Below are 18,415 nucleotides of genomic sequence, written 5' to 3'. Positions count from 1 at the left end.
GCGCGTCCCGCCGCAACGGCCCGCTATGCCTTGGGCCGTCTGCCGGCTTGGCTTTATAATACTGGCGCCGTTATCAATCAGGGGCCATATCTTGTTTAAATACTTAGTCATTCCTGCCGCAGTGCTGTGCGCCACAAGCGCATACGCCGACGAAGGCCAATGGCAGCCATACCAGCTGCCACAACTGAAATCCGAATTGAAACGCATCGGCATCGCCATCCCGGCGGAAAAGCTGGCCGATTTGTCGAAGCACCCGATGAGCGCCATCGTGTCGCTGGGCGGTTGCTCGGCATCGTTTGTGTCGGACGCCGGCCTGGTGGTCACCAACCACCACTGCGCGTATGGCGCCATCCAGCGCAACTCGACGCCTGAACATCATTACATCGCCAACGGCTTCCTGGCCAAGACCCGCGACGCCGAACTGCCGGGCGGCCCGAACACGCTGGTATATGTGACCGACAAGGTAGAAAACGTCACCAGCCGCGTGCTGAAAGGTGTTGCGCCAGCCATGAACGGCAAGGCGCGCAGCGAAGCGGTGGAGAAGAACATCAAGGCCCTGATCGCCGAATGCGAGAGCGACAAGTTCTATCGCTGCTCGGTGCCGGCCTTCCATCGCGGCCTGGAGTACTACCGCATTCGCCAGATGATGATACGCGACGTGCGCCTGGTGTACGCGCCGGCCAATTCGCTGGGGGACTTTGGCGGCGACATCGACAACTATGAATGGCCGCGCCACGTGGGTGACTATTCCTTCCTGCGCGCCTATGTCGGCAAGGATGGCCGTCCGGCCGAGCCGTCGCCGGACAATGTACCGTACAAATCCAGGGACTTCCTGGTGGTCTCGGCCGAAGGCCTGAAGAACGGCGACCCGGTGCTGCTGGCCGGCTACCCTGGCCGCACCAGCCGCTACAAGCTGCCGTCGGAAATCCGCTATGCGCGTGACGCCGCCTATCCGGCCAAGGCTGGCGAGATCCAGTCCGACCTGGACGTGATCGCCGCTGCCACCAAGGATAGCGATGCCAACGCGGTGCGCTACGCCAGTGTGGTCAAGAGTCTCAATAACGTGATGAAGAAAACGCGCGGCCTGATGGACGGCTTTGCACGCAAGGACATCGCCGCCATCAAGGACGTACAGGACGCCGAGTTCCGCGCCTGGTACGCCAAACAGCCGAGCGCCGACAAGAAGCTGCTGGCCGAACTGGATGCACTGATCGCCGCCGACATCGCGCTGAGCGACGAGGAGTTCGGCTATGGCGTCGCCACCACCGGCGACCTGCTGAAGTCCGGCGCAACGCTGTATCGCCTGGCGCAGGAAAGCGCCAAGCCGGATGCCGAACGCGAAACCGGCTACCAGCAGCGCGACCTGGCCTTCATCAAGGCGCGCCTGAACCGTCTGGAGCAGTCGTATGTCGGCAGCGTCGATCAGGCCCGCTTCACGGCGGCGCTGCAGCGCTATGCCAAATTGCCGAAGTCTATGCACGTGACCGGCCTGGATGCACTGCTGCCTGCGGTGGACGCCGTGCCGGCGCTGTACACGCAGTCGCAACTGGGCGACACCGCCAACCGTCTGGCCTGGATCGGCAAGGACGCCAAGGCCATCGCCGGCGCCAACGACGCCTTCCTCAAGCTGGCGGTGAAGCTCGACGGCGTGACGCAGTCGCTGAAGGAGCGCCGCAAGGAGCTGGACGGCAATCTGGAGCGCGTAATCCCGCAATACATGGCGGCCGTCATCGCGTGGAAGAAATCGCAGGGCAAGCCGGTCTATCCTGATGCGAATTCGACGCTGCGCGTGACCTACGGCACCGTGTCGCCGTACTCGCCGAAGGACGGCATTACCAAGGGTCCGTTCACCACCATCGAAGGCATCGTCGAGAAGAACACCGGCAAGGCGCCGTTCGACGCACCGCAAAACCTGCTGGATGCGATCAAGGCCAAGCGCTACGGCCAGTTCAAGGACCCTGTGCTGGGCACCGTACCGGTCGACTTCCTGACCAGCGCCGACACCACCGGCGGCAACTCCGGTTCGGCGGTGATGAACAAGCATGGTGAGCTGATCGGCCTGAACTTCGATTCAACCTATGAGTCGATCACCAAGGACTGGTACTTCGACCGCGACATCACCCGCGCCATTCATCTGGATATCCGGTATATGCTGTGGGTGATGGCGGAAGTCGACCATGCCGACAATCTGCTCAAAGAAATGACCATCAAGTATCCTAAAAAATGACGACCTTGCAGCTCCTGCTTAGTTACGCCAATATGCCATTGCACCTGGCGGTATTTGCCACGACCCCGCTGGAGCTGCTGTCGTTCCTGCTGTCGGTGGCGACGGTATGGCTGAACATTCGCCAGAGCCACTGGGCCTGGCTGTTTGCCATCATCTCGTCGGCCACCTATGGCCTGGTGTTTTATGGTTCGCGCCTGTATGGCGACATGGGCTTGCAGCTGGTGTTCATTACCGTGTCGATCTTCGGCTGGTATCAGTGGCTGCATGGCGACGATCGCCACGACAAGCTCCCGGTGACGTCGCTATCGGCGCGCGGCCGTGTGATCGCCGGCGTCGCCTGGCTGGCGGGCTTTGTGCTGCTGGCCTGGTTCCTCAAGACCTATACCGATACCGACGTGCCGAAATCGGACGCCTTCCTGACCGCCGGCTCGCTGGTCGGCCAGCTGCTGCTGTCGCGTAAGAAGATCGAGAACTGGCATGTGTGGATCATCGTCGATGTGCTGTATGTGGGGCTGTATTTGCACAAGCACCTGATGCTGACGGCAATTCTGTACGCGGTGTTTGTCGGCATGGCGGTGGTCGGGCTGCGCGCCTGGAGCGGCGACACGCACACTGGCGGCCGCCGTCTGGCGCTGGAATGAGCGGCGCGCCGCTACGCATCGCCATCCTCGGCACGGCGTCTTCGGGCAAGACCACGCTGGCCGCCGCGCTGGCGGAGCGCTATCAGACGGTCTGGGTGCCGGAGTATTTACGCGAATTTGTCGACACCGCCGGCCGCGTGCCGGTGGCGGGGGATCAGATCCACATCGCCCGCACGCAGCTGGTGCGTGAACAGGCCGCCGCTGCAAGCGCGCGGCGCTATCTGTTCTGCGATACGTCGCCGCTGATGACGGCGGTGTACAGCCGCCACTACTTTGACGGCATCGATGCCGAGCTGGCGGTGCTGGCTGACGCGCACGCGCGCGACTATGCGCTGACGCTGGTGACCGCGCCGGATATTCCGTGGATTGCTGATGGCTTGCAGCGCGAGAGCGAGGAGGTGAGCATCATCATCCACCGCATGCTGCATGAGGAATTGTCGGCACGCGGGATTCCTTACGTGCCGATCAGCGGCGGCGTGCAGCAGCGCATCGCCCAGGCGGACGACGCGCTGGCCGCACTGTAGCCCCCGGTCAGAGGTCGAACTGCGCCGAGACGCGCACGGTGCGCGAGGCGCCCGGCATCAGGTAACCGCCCAGATCAGGCGTCACATCGCGCCAGTAGAACTTGTCGAAAGCATTGTCGACCGCCGCGCGGAAGGTGGTGCCGACGCCGCCGATACGGGTTGAGTACGAAGCGCTCAGGTTCACCACATGGTACTTCGGCACGAACACGCTGTTGGCCGCATCAAACGCTTTCTTGCCCGAGTAGATCCAGTTGGCGCCCACTTTCAGGCCCTGCACCGCAGGCACGGCGTAATCCGCATACACCGACGACTTGAACGCGGCGACATTGGTCACGCGCTTGCCGTCAAGCTCCACCGATCCGGTGCCGCTTTGCCGCGTGTTCAACGCAGTGGCCGAGAAACCCACATCCAGGTCGCGGTTGACGCGGCCGTTCAGCGCCAGTTCCAGGCCACGGTTCTGCGCCTCGCCGTTGCGCACGTAGTATTTGGCAGCGTCGGTGTACTCCAGTCCTTTGCGGATCTGGAACAGGGCCACGGTGGCGCTCAGGTCAGGGCGGATATCGGCCTTGATGCCCACTTCCACCTGCTTCGATTTGCCCGGTTCCAGCGCGCGGTGTTCATTCTCGGTGCCTTTCGGCGCCACGCCGCCATGCTCCAGGCCCTGCGCGTAGGAGATATAAGTCGAGACATTAGGACGCACGGCGTACACCAGCGCCACGTTGGGCAGCCAGAAGCCGATGTCGGTGTGGGCATAGGGCGGCAGCACGCCGTCGTCGTCCGGTTTCACGTATTCGTCGCGCTTCACCTGCACGTAGCGCGCGCCGGCGTGCAGCTTCAGTTGCTCGTTGAGGCTGACGATGTCCTGCGCGAACAGCGCGCGTTCGTTGTCGCGGCGGCGCTCCGAGACCGGGCCGCTGCTGCCTGGCGCCGGCGCCACAATCACCGGATGGTAGATATTGCTGGTGCCCGACCAGTCGTACAGGTCATCGCCCCATTTTTCGCTGTTCTTGAAGAACGATGCGCCGCCGGTGAATTCATGCTTGACCGAACCGGTGGCGAAGCGGCCTTGCAGCAGTGCTTGCGCCGTCAGTGGCGATTTCTTCTCGCCCAGGCTGATGTAGTTGTAGACATCGTAATCGCCATTGCCGCAGAAGCCCGGATACAGTTCCTGCGCGCCGCAGCCGTAAGGGAAGGCGGTGTAGTCGTCGCGCTTGAAGTGGTGCTGGTTGACGCTGACGGTGGCGTTCCACTCGGGCGAGAACTGGTAGGTGAAGCGCGCACCGACGTTGCTGCTGGTGGTTTCCACCGGGCGGCTCCACGGCTGGTCGTTCAGCAGCTGGTCGGCCGGCACGTCCGGCAGCGTGGCGTTGTTGAGCAGCTGGTAGCCCGGCGCGGTGATCTGCGATTTGCGCTGGTAGTCGGCGTCGACTTGCAACAGCGCCTGCGGCGAGATGCGCCAGTCGAAGGCGGCCGAGACGAACTTGCGGTTGCCGTCGGCGCCCTTGATGTAGGAGCGCAGTCGCTCGCCGGCGACGTTGACGCGGTAGCCGAAGTCGCTGTTCTCAAAGCGTCCGCCGAGGTCCAGTGCGCCGTACAGCGTGCCGCGCTCGCGTGCTTCCAGTACCACGGTGCGCAGCGGCGTGTCGGTCGGGCGCTTGGTGACGTAGTTGATGATGCCGCCCGGCGCGGAGACGCCGGCCTGCAGGCCGGACAGGCCTTTCAGCACTTCCAGCCGCTCCTTGTTTTCCAGCGGGATCTGGGTGTCGCCGGCGATCGCCATGCCGTCCTTGCGGTAGCTGGAGGCGTTGTCCAGCTTGAAGCCGCGAATCGAGAACTGTTCGGCGTAGCCGACCGCGTTGTAGGCGTCGCTCAGGCTGGCGTCGTAGCGGGCGGCGTCAGTGGTCGAGCGGATTTGCAGGTCCAGCATCTGCTGCGCGGTCAGCACGCTGACCGAGGCTGGCGTTTCCAGCAGCGGTGCATTGGAGAAGCCGGCGACGGCAGCCGTGGCGGCGCGCGTCTTGGCGGCGCTGACGACGACTTCCTGCATCGTCTGTTCAGGTGCATCTGCGTCGGCGCCGGCGGCGTGCGCCAGGCCGGAAGTCATCTGTAAAACCGCCAATGCGATGGCGGACACTGCAAAGTTTGGTGTGGACATATCTGCTCTCTACTTGTTCGGCTGGATGCCAGCGAAGAGAGCCATCAAAGGAGGGGAGGTACCGACTTTTGCGCTTTCCTTCGCTGGCATTATCCAGATCAGGTACGAAGGGTATCTCTCACCCGGAAACGACGTTCCCAGGACCCCTAGCGAGGCGCCAGTGTAACACAGTTGTCATCGCGCGCCAGCGGTGCTGGTGCCGTGCGCCGCGTTTTGCGCGGCGCCGCTACACTGCGGACTTGCGCCGCCACACGGCGGCCATTGAAAGGATTTGAATGAAGCAGTCGTATCAAGAGGGGACCTGGTTTGCCGTGCCGTTGCTGGACGGCGGCTATGGCTGGGGCCTGGTGGCGCGCCTGACGCCCGGCAGCAAGATCATGCTGGCTTACCTGTTCGGCCCCAAATTGCCGCGCTTTCCGTCGCTGGAAGAGCTCAACACGCTGCGCCCGCAGGATGCAGTCAAGGTGCTGCGTTGCGGCGACATGGCGCTGGCCAGCGGCCACTGGCGCGTGCTGGGCGATATCGATGTGTGGCAGCCGGCCATGTGGCCGGTGCCGCAGTTCCTGCGCCGCGCCGATGCGCTGAAGCGCGCGTGGCGCGTCACCTATGCCGATGCGGACCCAGGCCGTTCCGAGCGCGAAGAGTCTGTGCCCTATGAGACACAAGGGCTGGAGTCGGACTCGCTGTACGGCTACGGCTCGGCCGAGCTATTGCTGACCAAATTGCTGGAGGCGCCGGAGCACCCGATCAATCAGCAGACGCCGCGCAGCTGACATTCCACGCCGCGTATTCGCTGCGGCTCTTGCGTACCGCCACCCTGACCAGCGTGTCACGGTCACTCTCGAACACCATGCCCACCATGACAGGCGCCCCGTTGGACGGTGGCGCCGGCTCGATTGCGGCCAGGCGGAAGGTCAGCGCACGCTGCCGCGCGCACGATGAGTTCCCGGCGAACAGCAGGCGCGCTCGCGCCAGCAATGTGCGGTGCTGCCAGATCAGTGCCTTGACGTCGTCCGGATGCACGGCCGGGTCCATGCGCGTGGTGTATTGGGCGACGCTGCACGGCACCTTGGGCGTGGCCAGCCAGACGTACCATTCCGGCGCCGCCGCCGAGGGTGTCCAGCGCTCGCCCTTGGGTGCTTTGGCGTTGTAGATGTAGCTGGTGCGGATTTGCCGGCACAGGTCCGGCGTCAGGCGGCGCGGCGCCGAGTCGACGCGTGCGATCACCTGCCACGGCTCGCCGCGACGGCGCTGGATGTCGAACGCCGGCGCGAACAGCGACGGGCCGCCGCTGACATGCGCTGGCACTTGCTGGCGGTAGTATTCCTCGAAGGAACTGCGCTCTGCGTCGCTCGCTTCGCGCGTCTGCGGCGCTTGCGGTTTGGCCGGTGCCGCCGGTGTTCTGGCCGCGTGCGCGCTGCCGCCGGCGCCGAGCAACACGGCCAGCAGCACGGCGGGCAGCGCGCCGCTATTCAGGGGACTGCGCATTACAAGCCTTTCATGACAATCTGGATCTGCAGGCCGCCGCCGTCACGGTTGCGTACCTGGAGTTCGGCATTGTGACGGCTCATGACGCGGTCGACAATCGCCAGGCCAAGACCGGCGCCGTTGGCCTGGCCGCGCGCTTCGTCCAGGCGGGTGAAGGGTTTGAGCAATTGCTCGATCTGCGCGGCCGGCACGCCGGCGCCGTGGTCCTGTACTTCGATGATCACTTTTTTGGACGCGTGCATGCCCTTGACGCTGCACTTGATGTCGATGTCGGTATGGTCCTCGCCGGCGGTCTTGCCGTAGCGGCGCGCGTTTTCAATCAGGTTGTTGATGACACGCTTGATGTCGGTGGCGTTGCCCATCACCTGTGCGCCGGGTGCGATGTCGGTGTGGATGCGCACATCCGGCAGGCGCGCGGCTTCATGCGCGGTGTCTGCCAGCAGCTCGCTGATGTCGACGTTGATGAAGCTGGACGCCTCGGTCGGCTTGGCGTAGTCGAGGAACTGGCCGATGATGGCGTCCATCTGGCCGATGTCGGACTGCATGCCTTCGCGCGCTTCGTCCGACAGGTTGGCCATTTCCAGCTCCAGCTGCATGCGCGCCAGCGGCGTGCGCAGGTCGTGCGAGATGCCGGCCAGGATCACCGCGCGGTCGGATTCCACCTGCTGCAATTCGTCGACCATCTGGTTGAAGCTGCGGTTGGCCTCCATGATCTCCATCGGGCCTTTTTCCGGCAGCGGCGCCGGCCGCTTGCCCTGGGCGAAATCGCGCGTTGCCTGCGTCAGGCGACGCAGCGGCAGGTTGACCAGGCTGGATATCAGCGCCGCGCCCAGCAGCGACACCAGCGACACCACGCTGGCCCAGCCCAGCCACTGGATGCCGGTCAGGCCGCGGATGCGTTCGCGCTCCAGCATCAGCCAGTACTGGTCGTCGTCGATATTGAAACTGACCCAGAAGCCGGCCACGCCGTTGACCTTGGCCGAGAAGCGCGTGTCGGCACCCAGCTTGGCCTTGACCAGCTTTTCGATGTCCGGCATCAGCGCGTTCCTGGCTGGCGGCTCGACCTTGTCGTCTTCTTCAAGCGGGAACACGCGGATGCCTTCGTTCGACACCAGCTCGAACAGCAGCTCGCGGCGCAACTCGGGCGCCGAGTGGGTCAGGGCAGCGTGGGTGATAGTGACCACCGAGATCACCTGGGCCGAGATCTGCTGCACCTGCGGCTCGTGCTGCACCACGCTGATCATGCCGACCCAGGCCGTCATGCTGGTGGTGGTCAGCGCGCCCAGCAGGAAGAAGGTGCGCCAGAAAAGGCCGCTTTTCAGGCTGGCCAGGCGGAACGAGAACGGCAACTTCATCTGCACGCCGGCGCCTTAGCGCGGCTGGCCCTCCGGGATGAACACATAGCCCAGGCCCCAGACGGTCTGGATGTACAGCGGGCTGGATGGATCAGGCTCGATCAGCTTGCGCAGGCGCGAGATCTGCACGTCCAGGCTGCGGTCGAACACTTCGTATTCGCGGCCGCGCGCCAGTTCCATCAGCTTTTCGCGCGACAGCGGCTGGCGCGCGTGGCGCGCAAATACTTTCAACACTGAGAATTCGCCGGTGGTCAGCGGCACCGTCTCGCCGTTTTTCTTCAGCGTGCGCGTGCCCAGGTCCAGCACGAACTGGCCGAACTCGAAGGTCTGCGGAGTTTCCGACGGCGCGCCGGGGATTTCGTCCGGGCCGCGGCGGCGCAGCACGGCGCCGATGCGCGCCACCAGCTCGCGCGGGTTGAATGGCTTCGGCAGATAGTCGTCGGCGCCCATTTCCAGGCCGACGATGCGGTCGACGTCTTCGCCTTTGGCGGTCAGCATGATGATCGGCGTCTGGTCGCCGGCGCCACGCAGGCGGCGGCAGATCGACAGGCCGTCTTCGCCGGGCAGCATCAGATCCAGCACCAGCAGGTCGTAACGCTCGCGCAGCCACAGCTTGTTCATCGCGGTGGCGCTTTCGGCGGTGAAGACGTTGAAGCCTTGCTCGGTCAGATAGCGGCGTAGCAGGTCGCGCAAGCGGACGTCGTCGTCTACCACCATGATCTTGGCGGCGTGGCCCTGGGAAGTAGCGGCGGCGTTGTTGCTGGATTCAGTCGTTGTACTAGTCATGTGGCAGCCAGATTTGTCTTATTCATGTTGCTATGGTAACGTCATATTCGTCCTGCGAAAACGCGTGCGGGACGACCCATTACAAATTATTACAAACTTTACCCAATTAGCCTTACCCACCCGGTCAAAGCATCATACACTTCCGGCATAGATTCAGCTTTCCAGGGAACGCCATGTTCATCGATCACAAAAAAAAATTCGCGGCAGCAAGCGCATCTTTTTGCGTTCGGTCTTCCATGGCCTCTGCCTTGCTGTGTTGCGGCCTGCTGGCCGCTGGCGCCGGCCAGGCGCAGGACGGTCAGCGCCGCGATGCGCCACCCGCCCACCAGCAAAATGGCCAGCGTGGCGAAGCGGCACGTAGCAACGATGCGCGTCAACTCGATCCGCGCCGCTACGAGGAACGCGCCGAGGAGCAGCGCCGCGCCATGCAGGAAGCCAGTCGCAACGCCGAGATGAATCGCCGCGTCGGCCGCATGACGCCGGATGAGCGCCGCGACCTGCGCCGCCAGATCAATGAAGTCAGCCAGGATCTGTACGCGGTGCCGCCAAAGCGTTAATTGCCAGTCAATTAAAGATAAAAAAACGCTACGCTTGTTATTTTCGTACTATTGATCTGTATCAATATCCTCACACATGCGCCGCGCGAGGCGCTGATTTCCCTATCTTTTGCATGGTCTAAGTGTAATATTAGTTAATTACACGCAACGCCCTTCGGCCGCATGCGTGCCGTTTGGAGGAAGACCGTGGTTCAAGACGTTGCATCCGCAGCGCCAGCCGCCAGCCCGGAGCCAGAAGCCCCAGGGCCCGGCTTGCCCCTTGGTTTGGTGAGGCGCGCGGACGGAATTTATATCGATCTGGGCATGAGCAAACCGGCGCTGATGGCGGCGGTCAGCCATGTATTCCAGTCGGGCTGGTATTTCGCCGGCCTGGATTATGCCGCCCTGATGCTGGCAGTGTACGGCGTCGGCCCGGATCCCGGCGCGCTGCAGGCGCTGCGCCTGGCCGATGCGGCGCGCGTCTTCGATGGCGCCCGACTGGCACTGTACAAGCCACCCAAGACCAGCCTGTCGTATGCCGAGTATTACTTCCAGCAGCTGTACCTGGAGGAGCAGACGCTGCCCGACGGCACGCTGATCCCGGAACGCCCGGTGCAGCTGGACATCGACGAGTTCATCGCCTTCATGTGGAGCCAGGGCATCCGTTTCGGCATCGATGTGGCGGCGGTGCAGGCGGCCATGGCCTCGCCCAAGGCCGAACGCATCACCTTTGCCACCGACCTGGAGCCGGCGCCGGGGCAGGATGCCGCCGTGGTCGAAGTGTCGGCCGAGCTGCATCGCAGCGATGCGCCGAAGGCGCGTGCCGATGGCCGCATCGACTTGCAAAGCTTCCAGAACCGCTTCCCGCAGATCAAGGCGCATATGCGGCTGCTGAAAAAGCTGCCGGCGGCGCCTGGCCTGCCGGGCTTCGACCTGGCTGGCCGCAAGACCGAGCCGGAGCCGCCCAAGGACCTGACCTTGCGTTTCCTGTCCGGCGAGGGAACGGAAGCGAAAATGTTCGAGGATGGCGAGTATCTGGTGTCGACCCGCGAGGGTTTTCTCAGTGTCGACGCCAAGTCGAACCGGATTGCCATCACCGATAAAATCGTCAGCCTGGAGGGCGTCAGCGGCCGCACCACCGGCAACCTGCAACTGGCCGGCGCCTATGAGGAATACGGCGATGTGCAGGAACAGCGCGATGTCACCGGCAGCGACATCACGGTGCATGGCAACGTCTATGGCAATATCCATTCGCGCGGCGGCACGGTGGTGCTGGACAAGAACCTGGTCAGCGGCAGCGTGCACAATGCCGCCGGCGATATCCATATCGCCGGCGTGGCGTCGAATTCGGTGATCTATGCGGCCAACGGCGGCGTGACCATGCAGCGCGCCGAGAACTGCGTGATTTCCGGCACCCGCGTCAAGATCGAGGAAGCGTCCAACTGCGAAATCATCGGCGAGGAAGTGCTGGTGTCGGTGGCCGAAGGCTGCGCCATCGCCGGCCGCAACGTCGAGGTGGAAAGCGCCGGGCCGCGCCGCCGTACCGAGATGGTGATTTATGTGCTGGTCAAGGATGTCACCCAGTTCGACCAGGAGATCTCGGAGCTGGACATGCGCATCGCCGCCTTCGCCCAGGCCAACCGCGACAGCCAGTTGGAGATCGAGCGCATCTCGGCGCTGCCGGACGTGCGCCGCTATCTGGCGCTGGCGGCCAAGCTGCGCACCCAGGAACTGGTGCTGACGCCGGAGCAGGGCCAGCATCTGCGCAAGATCGCCAGCGCCGTGTCGGAAGAGATGAAGGCGATCCAGAAGCTGAAGCAGGACCTGCAGGTCGGCCAGACGCAGCACACGCTGCTGGCCGACCGGCTGCTGCGGGTGATCGAGCAGAAGGCGGAAGCAGCCGGCATCGCCCGCTGCGGCCTGCACCTGGCCAGCGGCGAAACCATGGTGCGCACCATGCCGTTTGCCGCCGATACCGCAGTGCTGCGCCAGTTGCAGCCCAAGGACCTGAAGCAGCGCCTGCGCGGCACGCCGAGCGGCGGCCAGTTGCTGTTTGCCGACAGCGCCGGTTCGCTCGACTGGCATCTGAATCCGCGCCTGCGGCCGGCGTCCCCTTGATGCGGCTGGCGCAAGCCCGCCGTAAATGCTAATCTTGCGCTACATTTTTCCTGGGGATTAGACTGTGTCAGACGACGCTACGGCGCTGGTATCCATTGCGGATGGCGATCTGCCGGCCGCGATCGTCCAGCGCGAGGACGGCATCTACTTCAAGGCCGACACCCCGGCGGTGGCCTGCCTGACCGCCGTCAGCCAGGTTTTCATGAGCAGCGCCTTCTTTGGCGGGCTGGATTACGCGGTGTTCAGCAAGATGCTGTACAACGTCGGCCCCGATTTGCCGGAGGTGCTGCGCGCGCAGCCCTTGCTGCGCTTCGCCGACATCATCCTGCCTTTCCACGCGGTGCGGCGCGCGCTATACAAGACCGTCAAGGTGATCAACGGCGAGGCCGAGTATTACTTTGAGCAGGTGTTCATGGAGCTGCCGGACATGCCGCCGCAGCCGGCGCGCCTGAATTTCGATGAATTTGTCGCCGACATGTGGGTCAAGGGCATCCGCTTCGGCATCGACGCGCCGGCGGTGCGCGATGTCATCGCCACCGGGCGGCTGGCGCGCATCATCGTGGCGCGGCGGCTGAACGCGGTGCCGGGACGCGACGCCGCCATCGTTGAGGTATCGCAGGACATCCACCGCAGCAATGCGCCCAAGGACATGGGCGAGGGCAGGCTGGACCTGCAGACGTTCCAGAACCGCTTCCCGCAGGTCAAGCCCAACGTCAAGTTGCTGCGCAAGGTGCCGCGCGCGGCGGGTGTGCGCGGCTTCGAGTTGTCCGGGCTGGTGCTGGAGCCGCCGGTGCCCAAGGATATCGAGCTGGCGTCGGTGGCCGGCGAGGGCACAGTGATCGAAAACCTGCGTGGCGGCGAATTCCTGGTGTCGGCGGTGGAGGGCTTCCTCAGCGTTGATCCGGCCAGCAAGCGCTTGTCGATCGGGCCGAAGATCATCAGCCGCGAGGGCGTCAGCGCGCGTACCACCGGCAATTTGCAACTGACCGCCGAGTACGAGGAGTTCGGCGACGTGCAGGAGCAGCGCGTGGTTGAAGGCGGCAACATCACCATCCACGGCGATGTGTTCGGCAACATCACTTCGCGTGGCGGCGATATCGCGCTGAACAAGAACCTGATGGGCGGCACCGCCATCAATGCCGATGGCGCGATCCGCGTGCGCGGCGTCGCTTCAGGCGCGGTGTTGCAGACCAGGCAGGGCGAGATCGCGCTGTCGCGGGCGGAAAGCTGCATCATCTCCGGCACGCGGGTGGTGATTGGTGAGGCCAGCAACTGCGAGATCCTGGCCGAGGAAGTTGTGATCAAGGTGGCAGAAGGCTGCGCCATCGCCGCCCGCAAGATCGAGATCGTCCACGCCGGCCCGCGCAAGCAGAGCGAGATGCTGCTATACACGCTGGTGCCGGATACCGCCAAATACGATAAGAAGATCGCCGAGTTGCAGCCGCGCGTGCTGGCGGCCGGGCGCGAGGCCGAGGCGCGCAAGGCGGAGATGGACGAGATCACCGGCCAGACCGAGGTGCGCAATTACCTGACGCTGGCCACCCGCGTGCGCAAGCGCGAGGTGACGCTGACGCCGGAGCAGCTACCGCTGTTCCAGAAGATGGCGGAGACGGTCGGGCCGTCGCTGCGCCGGGTGGCGAAGATTTCGCTGGCGATGAAGGCGGCTCAAGTGCAGCAGGAGCAGGCGCAGGAGGAGGTCAATCAGGTGCTGCGGCAAAAGAAGGCCTTGCAGCGCGGCTCGCGTTGCGTGGTGGAGCTGCTGACCGGCGATGTGCTGCTGCGGACCATGAGCTTTGTGCCGGGCGAGCCGCCGCTGTATGACCGCCCGGCCAGGGAGGTCAAGGCCAAGGTGCGCACGGCCGCGCCGGGCATGACGGTGCTGCATGCCGGCCACGTCGGGCCTATTCACTGGGTGCCGCAGGTCGACGACTAGATCTGCCGGCGCAGCGCCGCCAGCAGTTCGCGCGCGTAGCCGGGCAGCGCTGCTTCGTCGCGCACGCAGATCAGCAGCTTGCGGTCGGCCCAGGCATCGCTCAACTTGACCATGCGCAGCGGCGCCGGGCTGCGGCGTGCCGCCGTTTCGGGCAGGATCGCCAGCCCGGCGCCGCTGGCCACCATGCGGCTGACCGCTTCGAAACTCAATAGCCTGATCTTGCAATGGAAGCGCCGGCCCAGCCGCGCCGCCTGTTCGATGGCGTTCTGCTGGAAGGCGCTGTCGCCTGCCAGGCCGATGAAATCGTGGTCCAGCGCCTGTACGAACGCCAGTTGGCGTTGCTGCTTCAGCTGCTGCGCCAGCGGATGGCCGCGCGCCATCACCAGCACCAGCGGATCGTCGCGGAAAGCATAGGTTTGCAGCGCGGCGCTGTCTACCGCATCCGAAATGATGCCGATGTCGGCGGCGCCGTCGGCTACGGCCTGCACGATCTCGCGGCTCATGCGTTCTTCCAGGTTGATGCTGAGGCGCGGATGTGCTTTGAGGAAGGCCGCCAGCGCGTCCGGCAGGAACTCGGTGATGGCCGAGGTATTGCACAGCAGCCGCACCTGTCCTTTCAGCCCGGCGGCGAATTGCGCCAGGTCGGCGTGCATGTTTTCGACCTGTCGGGTGATGGTGCGCGCATGCTGCAATAGCGTGCGGCCAGCCTCGGTGGGTTCGGCGCCGCGCCGGCCGCGCTGCAACAGCGGCACGTCGAGCGCTTCCTCCATGCCGCGCACGCGCGCGCTGGCCGACGGCAGCGCCAGGTGCGACAGTTGCGCGCCGGCGGTGATGCTGCCGCTTTCTGCGATGTGGATGAACAGTTGCAAGTCAGTCAGGTCGAAGCGCATAGTCCGGGTTTAGCCTAAGTATTATCCGAAGTCTGGCTCAGTATATTCCACATTTTCAGGCACCTCGCGGCACGGCACAATATGGTTCATGGAGATCTTGTTCATTACCGCCGTTTTCATTGTCGCTGGCCTGGTGAAAGGCGTCACCGGCATGGGCCTGCCGACCGTGGCGATCGCGCTGCTGTCGCTGCGCATGCCGCCCTTGCAGGCCGCCGCGCTGCTGATTGTGCCTTCGTCTGTAACGAACGTCTGGCAACTGGCGGCCGGGCCGTCGGTGTATCCGCTGTGGCAGCGTTTCCGCTGGGTGATGCTGGCGATCTGCGCTGGTGTGGCAGGCGCTTTCCTGCTGGGCGCCGCCAGCTGGAGCGGGCTGGTGCTCGGGTTGGCGCTGCTGGCTTATGGCCTGCTGGGCCTGAGCGGCTGGCGCATGCGGGTGGCGCCGCGTCATCAGCGCTGGGCCGGGCCGCTGGCCGGTGCCGCGACCGGGCTGATGGCCGGCGTTACCGGCGTGTTTGTCATGCCGGTCGCGCCCTATCTGCAAGCGCTGGATCTCGACAAGGATGAGCTGGTGCAGGCGTTGGGCATGGCGTTCACCGTCGGCACGCTGGCGCTGGCGGTGATGCTGGCGCTGCGCGGCGAATGGCAGGCGACTGCCGCTGGCAGTTCGGTGCTGGCGCTGTTGCCAGCCATCGCCGGCATGCAGCTGGGCCAATGGCTGCGCGATCGCATGCAGCCGGCGCTGTTCCGCCGCTGCTTCTTCATCGCCCTGCTGGCGCTCGGCGCCCACCAGCTGCTGCGTATCGTTACAGGGTGATTTTGCCGCGCATCTGTTTGCGCTGGCCGTCTTTGGTCTTGCCGTCGAGGCGGCGGCGCTGCGAGCCGAGCGTCGGCTTGGTGGCGCGCCGCACGGTGGGCAGCACGGCCACGCTGTCGACCATTTCCTGCAGACGGCGCAATGCGTCCAGCTTGTTGGCGCCCAGACTGCGCGACTGCTGCGCCTTCATCACGATGACGCCTTCGCGCGTGATGCGGCTGTCACGCAGTGCTTGCAGGCGCTGCTTGATGTGGTCTGGCAGCGACGAGGCGGCAATGTCGAAGCGCACATGCACGGCGTTCGATACCTTGTTCACATTCTGTCCTCCCGGCCCCTGGGCGCGGATGGCGGTGAATTCCACTTCGTCGGGATTGATCGTGTAGTTCATTCAACGATTGTAGCAGTTGACGCCTGTCAACGCATGCGGCGGCGGGCGCGGTTAGCATGGCTACTGCTGTTCTTCCCATCGAAAGGATCGTCATGGCTACTCCGAACACGCCGGTTGCCGCTGCGCGCCAGTACCTGGTCTTCCGGCTGGGCGGACTCGATTACGCGCTGGACTTCTCCAAGGTGCAGGAGCTGCGGCCCTTGCAGGCGCTGGAGCGCTTTTCGTCAGAGGGGGAAATCATCAGCGGCGTGGTGGTGTCGCGCGGCGTCATCATGCCGATCGTCGACATGCGCATCGCTTTCGGGCCGCGCCCGCCGCAGCATGATCCGCTGACCGATGTGATCATCCTCAAGCTGTCCAGCTGCGTGATGGGAATGGTGGTGGATGGCGTGACGGATATCGTCTCGCTGGCGCTGGAACAGATCCAGCCGATTGCCGGTGCGGCAGCGGTGGATTACCTGGCGGGACTGGGAGAAGTGGACGGGCGCCGCCTGATCGTGGTCGACATCGATAAGCTGATGTCGGTCCGCAAAGTGCAGTTCGGCGCCCGCCAGGCTGCCTAGTTGAGCGCTTCCAGTTCCTCGCTCAACGCCAGCCACTGTTCTTCCAGCTCGCCCAGCTCCTTGACGCAGTAGGCCTGGTCGGCCAGCAGTTCCTTCAGCTTGCCCTTGTTGGCGGCGTCGTAGATCGACTCGTCGGCCAGCTGGGCGTCCACGCCGGCCTTCCTGGCGGTCAGCTTGGCGATCTGCTCGTCCAGGCGCTTGATCTTTTGCTCGATCGGCTTGCGCTGCGCCGACAGGCGCTGGCGCTCTTCCGCGTCCTGGCGTTTCTGCTCCTTGCTGGCGGCTGGCGCGACGGCGGCTTTCGGCGGCGCCACCGGCGACTGCACCGGGAAGGCGGTCTTGTTGTCCTTGCCGGCCGCCGGCAGCACGTCGGTGCCTTTGCCCAGCTTGGTCTGGAACAGCCAGTCCTTGTAGTCATCCAGGTCGCCATCGAACGGCTGCAATTTGCCGTCGGCGACGATGATGAACTGGTCGGTGGTGGCGCGCAGCAGGTGGCGATCGTGCGATACCACCACCAGCGTGCCTTCGAACTGCGCCAGCGCTTCGGTCAGCGCTTCGCGGGTTTCCAGGTCCAGGTGATTGGTCGGTTCATCCAGCAGCAGCAGGTTTGGGCGCTGCCAGACGATCAGCGCCAGTGCCAGGCGCGCCTTTTCGCCGCCGGAGAACGGCGCGATCGGGCTGGCGACCATGGTGCCCGGGAAGTTGAAGCCGCCGAGGAAGTTGCGCAGTTCCTGCTCGCGCGTGGTCGGCGCGATTTTCGCCAAATGCCACAGCGGCGATTCGTCGTGACGCAGCATCTCCACCTGGTGCTGGGCGAAGTAGCCGATGTTCAGGCCCTTGCCGGTGGTGGCTTCGCCGGTCAGCGGCATCAGCTCGCCGGCGATGGTCTTGATCAGCGTCGATTTGCCGGCGCCGTTAATCCCCAGCAGGCCGATACGCTGGCCGGTCTGCAGCGAGAAATTGATACCGCGGACAATGGTTTTCTCGGTGATCTCGCCGGTCTTCTCGTTCTCGCTGCGGTAGCCGGCGTTGACCTCGTCCATCACCAGCAGCGGGTTCGGTGCGCTCAGCGGCTCGCGGAATTCGAACGAGAATTCGGCGGCGGCGCGCAACGGCGCCAGTTCTTCCATCTTGGCCAGCGCCTTCATGCGGCTCTGTGCCTGGCGGGCCTTGGAAGCTTGCGCCTTGAAGCGGTTGACGAAGGATTCCAGGTGGGCGCGCTTGCGCTGCTGCTTTTCCAGCGCACCGGCGGCCAATATCATCTGCGCCGCGCGCTGGCGCTCGAAGGCCGAGTAGTTGCCCGAGTAGCGTTTCAGCTTGCGCTCGTCGATGTGCACCACGACGTTGACGATTTCGTCGAGGAAGTCGCGATCGTGGGAGATGATCAGCAGCGTGCCGGCGTAGCGTTTCAGCCAGTCTTCCAGCCAGATGATGGCGTCCAGGTCCAGGTGATTGGTCGGTTCATCGAGCAGCAGCAGGTCGGATGGGCACATCAGCGCCTGCGCCAGGTTCAGGCGCATGCGCCAGCCGCCGGAGAAACTGGCCACCGGCTGCTGCATCTGGTCCAGCGTAAAGCCGAGGCCCAGCAGCAGCTGTTCGCCGCGCGACTGCACGGTGTAGGCGTCGGCGTCGGCCAGCGCGCCGTAGATATTGCCGATGGCGATGCCGTTTTCGTTGGATTCCGGCTCGGACTCCAGGCGCGCCAGTTCTTCCTCCAGCTTACGCAAGCCGACGTCGCCGTCGATGGCGTAATCCAGCGCGGCGCGTTCCAGCGGCGGGGTTTCCTGCGCCACGTAAGCGACGCGCCATTTGGCCGGGAAGTCGATGTCGCCCTGGTCCGGATGCAGCTCGTTGCGCATCATCGCGAACAGGCTGGATTTGCCGGCGCCATTGGCGCCGATCAAACCGATCTTGTCGCCAGGGTTGAGGGTGACATCGACTTGTTCCAGCAGCGGCTTCACGCCGCGCATTAAACTAACTTGATTGAAACGGATCAT

Annotated in this window: 16 protein-coding genes and 1 riboswitch; of the genes, 9 read left to right on the top strand and 7 right to left on the bottom strand. The window is 64.5% G+C overall.

Annotated features, from left to right (window positions below; translation table 11 throughout):
• Positions 1 to 91 precede the first annotated feature (91 nt).
• From BLS51_RS05010 to BLS51_RS05000, 3 genes are read left to right on the top strand one after another with little or no spacing between them, the layout of a single operon-like run.
• On the top strand, positions 92 to 2,227 hold the full coding sequence (locus BLS51_RS05010; protein WP_229207381.1) for a S46 family peptidase: 2,136 nt from the start codon (positions 92 to 94) through the stop codon (positions 2,225 to 2,227).
• Positions 2,224 to 2,868 (top strand): nicotinamide riboside transporter PnuC, encoded by a 645-nt coding sequence (gene pnuC, locus BLS51_RS05005; protein ID WP_373994309.1) that lies wholly within the window; start codon positions 2,224 to 2,226, stop codon positions 2,866 to 2,868. Before BLS51_RS05010 ends, pnuC begins: the two co-directional genes overlap by 4 nt.
• Positions 2,865 to 3,392, top strand: coding sequence for an AAA family ATPase (locus BLS51_RS05000; RefSeq protein WP_090177294.1), 528 nt, complete (start codon positions 2,865 to 2,867; stop codon positions 3,390 to 3,392). Before pnuC ends, BLS51_RS05000 begins: the two co-directional genes overlap by 4 nt.
• 7 nt (positions 3,393 to 3,399) lie before the next feature.
• Here the strand turns inward: BLS51_RS05000 and BLS51_RS04995 are convergent, their stop codons facing one another.
• Positions 3,400 to 5,547 (bottom strand): TonB-dependent siderophore receptor, encoded by a 2,148-nt coding sequence (locus tag BLS51_RS04995; RefSeq protein ID WP_090177298.1) that lies wholly within the window; start codon positions 5,545 to 5,547, stop codon positions 3,400 to 3,402.
• 58 nt (positions 5,548 to 5,605) lie between these two features.
• A riboswitch (TPP riboswitch) is annotated at positions 5,606 to 5,705 on the bottom strand.
• A 117-nt stretch (positions 5,706 to 5,822) separates the two neighbouring features.
• On the opposite strand from BLS51_RS04995, the gene BLS51_RS04990 reads away from it, so the two are divergent.
• Entirely contained in the window at positions 5,823 to 6,320 is a 498-nt protein-coding gene (locus BLS51_RS04990) for an Imm26 family immunity protein (protein WP_175472512.1), read from the top strand.
• On the opposite strand, the gene BLS51_RS04985 is transcribed toward BLS51_RS04990, so the two are convergent.
• The 3 genes from BLS51_RS04985 to ompR are packed head-to-tail and all read right to left on the bottom strand — an operon-like array spanning position 6,295 to position 9,107.
• Positions 6,295 to 7,035, bottom strand: a complete 741-nt coding sequence (locus tag BLS51_RS04985; protein ID WP_229207382.1) for a hypothetical protein — start codon at positions 7,033 to 7,035, stop codon at positions 6,295 to 6,297. The genes BLS51_RS04990 and BLS51_RS04985 overlap by 26 nt on opposite strands.
• On the bottom strand, positions 7,035 to 8,390 hold the full coding sequence (locus tag BLS51_RS04980) for an ATP-binding protein (protein WP_090177301.1): 1,356 nt from the start codon (positions 8,388 to 8,390) through the stop codon (positions 7,035 to 7,037). Before BLS51_RS04980 ends, BLS51_RS04985 begins: the two co-directional genes overlap by 1 nt.
• A gap of 15 nt (positions 8,391 to 8,405) precedes the next feature.
• Positions 8,406 to 9,107: an osmolarity response regulator transcription factor OmpR gene (ompR, locus tag BLS51_RS04975; RefSeq protein WP_304514953.1), complete on the bottom strand. Its 702-nt coding sequence runs from the start codon at positions 9,105 to 9,107 to the stop codon at positions 8,406 to 8,408.
• A 305-nt stretch (positions 9,108 to 9,412) separates the two neighbouring features.
• Between ompR and BLS51_RS04970 the strand changes: the two genes are divergently transcribed.
• The 3 genes from BLS51_RS04970 to BLS51_RS04960 all read left to right on the top strand — a co-directional run bounded on the left by BLS51_RS04970 (position 9,413) and on the right by BLS51_RS04960 (position 13,763).
• Positions 9,413 to 9,733, top strand: coding sequence for a hypothetical protein (locus BLS51_RS04970; protein WP_229207383.1), 321 nt, complete (start codon positions 9,413 to 9,415; stop codon positions 9,731 to 9,733).
• 303 nt (positions 9,734 to 10,036) lie between these two features.
• A complete protein-coding gene (locus tag BLS51_RS04965) occupies positions 10,037 to 11,830 on the top strand; it encodes a flagellar assembly protein A (protein ID WP_229207384.1) in 1,794 nt (597 codons plus the stop codon).
• Positions 11,831 to 11,894: 64 nt separating this feature from the next.
• Positions 11,895 to 13,763, top strand: coding sequence for a flagellar assembly protein A (locus BLS51_RS04960; protein WP_229207385.1), 1,869 nt, complete (start codon positions 11,895 to 11,897; stop codon positions 13,761 to 13,763).
• Here BLS51_RS04960 and BLS51_RS04955 read toward each other — a convergent pair.
• Complete coding sequence (locus tag BLS51_RS04955) at positions 13,760 to 14,653, bottom strand: LysR family transcriptional regulator (RefSeq protein ID WP_090177313.1); 894 nt, start codon at positions 14,651 to 14,653, stop codon at positions 13,760 to 13,762. The genes BLS51_RS04960 and BLS51_RS04955 overlap by 4 nt on opposite strands.
• Before the next feature lie 88 nt (positions 14,654 to 14,741).
• Here BLS51_RS04955 and BLS51_RS04950 point away from each other — a divergent pair, with 88 nt between their 5' ends.
• The gene (locus BLS51_RS04950; RefSeq protein WP_090177316.1) at positions 14,742 to 15,467 is read left to right on the top strand and encodes a sulfite exporter TauE/SafE family protein; all 726 of its coding nucleotides are present in this window, start codon (positions 14,742 to 14,744) and stop codon (positions 15,465 to 15,467) included.
• Here BLS51_RS04950 and arfB read toward each other — a convergent pair.
• Positions 15,457 to 15,855 (bottom strand): alternative ribosome rescue aminoacyl-tRNA hydrolase ArfB, encoded by a 399-nt coding sequence (gene arfB, locus BLS51_RS04945; protein ID WP_090177319.1) that lies wholly within the window; start codon positions 15,853 to 15,855, stop codon positions 15,457 to 15,459. The genes BLS51_RS04950 and arfB overlap by 11 nt on opposite strands.
• Positions 15,856 to 15,947: 92 nt before the next feature.
• Here arfB and BLS51_RS04940 point away from each other — a divergent pair, with 92 nt between their 5' ends.
• Positions 15,948 to 16,418: a chemotaxis protein CheW gene (locus BLS51_RS04940; protein ID WP_090177322.1), complete on the top strand. Its 471-nt coding sequence runs from the start codon at positions 15,948 to 15,950 to the stop codon at positions 16,416 to 16,418.
• Here the strand turns inward: BLS51_RS04940 and BLS51_RS04935 are convergent.
• On the bottom strand, positions 16,415 to 18,415 hold the full coding sequence (locus tag BLS51_RS04935) for an ATP-binding cassette domain-containing protein (protein WP_090177326.1): 2,001 nt from the start codon (positions 18,413 to 18,415) through the stop codon (positions 16,415 to 16,417). The two genes, BLS51_RS04940 and BLS51_RS04935, sit on opposite strands and share 4 nt — an antisense overlap.

It is taken from the genome of Duganella sp. OV510 (genome assembly GCF_900100205.1).
Classification (GTDB): domain Bacteria; phylum Pseudomonadota; class Gammaproteobacteria; order Burkholderiales; family Burkholderiaceae_D; genus Rugamonas.
Note: the sequence above shows the minus strand (reverse complement) of the source record. Positions and strands in the feature narration are given on the sequence as shown.

Bases quoted from the DNA above. Each gene is read 5' to 3' on its own strand.
- arfB (WP_090177319.1), bottom strand. From the start codon at position 15,855: ATGAACTACACGATCAATCCCGACGAAGTGGAATTCACCGCCATCCGC.
- BLS51_RS04935 (WP_090177326.1), bottom strand. From the start codon at position 18,415: ATGATCCGTTTCAATCAAGTTAGTTTAATGCGCGGCGTGAAGCCGCTG.
- BLS51_RS04985 (WP_229207382.1), bottom strand. From the start codon at position 7,035: ATGCGCAGTCCCCTGAATAGCGGCGCGCTGCCCGCCGTGCTGCTGGCC.
- BLS51_RS04970 (WP_229207383.1), top strand. From the start codon at position 9,413: ATGGCCTCTGCCTTGCTGTGTTGCGGCCTGCTGGCCGCTGGCGCCGGC.
- BLS51_RS04950 (WP_090177316.1), top strand. From the start codon at position 14,742: ATGGAGATCTTGTTCATTACCGCCGTTTTCATTGTCGCTGGCCTGGTG.
- BLS51_RS04955 (WP_090177313.1), bottom strand. From the start codon at position 14,653: ATGCGCTTCGACCTGACTGACTTGCAACTGTTCATCCACATCGCAGAA.
- pnuC (WP_373994309.1), top strand. From the start codon at position 2,224: ATGACGACCTTGCAGCTCCTGCTTAGTTACGCCAATATGCCATTGCAC.
- BLS51_RS04995 (WP_090177298.1), bottom strand. From the start codon at position 5,547: ATGTCCACACCAAACTTTGCAGTGTCCGCCATCGCATTGGCGGTTTTA.
- BLS51_RS04965 (WP_229207384.1), top strand. From the start codon at position 10,037: ATGAGCAAACCGGCGCTGATGGCGGCGGTCAGCCATGTATTCCAGTCG.
- BLS51_RS05000 (WP_090177294.1), top strand. From the start codon at position 2,865: ATGAGCGGCGCGCCGCTACGCATCGCCATCCTCGGCACGGCGTCTTCG.
- BLS51_RS04940 (WP_090177322.1), top strand. From the start codon at position 15,948: ATGGCTACTCCGAACACGCCGGTTGCCGCTGCGCGCCAGTACCTGGTC.
- BLS51_RS04980 (WP_090177301.1), bottom strand. From the start codon at position 8,390: ATGAAGTTGCCGTTCTCGTTCCGCCTGGCCAGCCTGAAAAGCGGCCTT.
- BLS51_RS04990 (WP_175472512.1), top strand. From the start codon at position 5,823: ATGAAGCAGTCGTATCAAGAGGGGACCTGGTTTGCCGTGCCGTTGCTG.
- ompR (WP_304514953.1), bottom strand. From the start codon at position 9,107: ATGGTGGTAGACGACGACGTCCGCTTGCGCGACCTGCTACGCCGCTAT.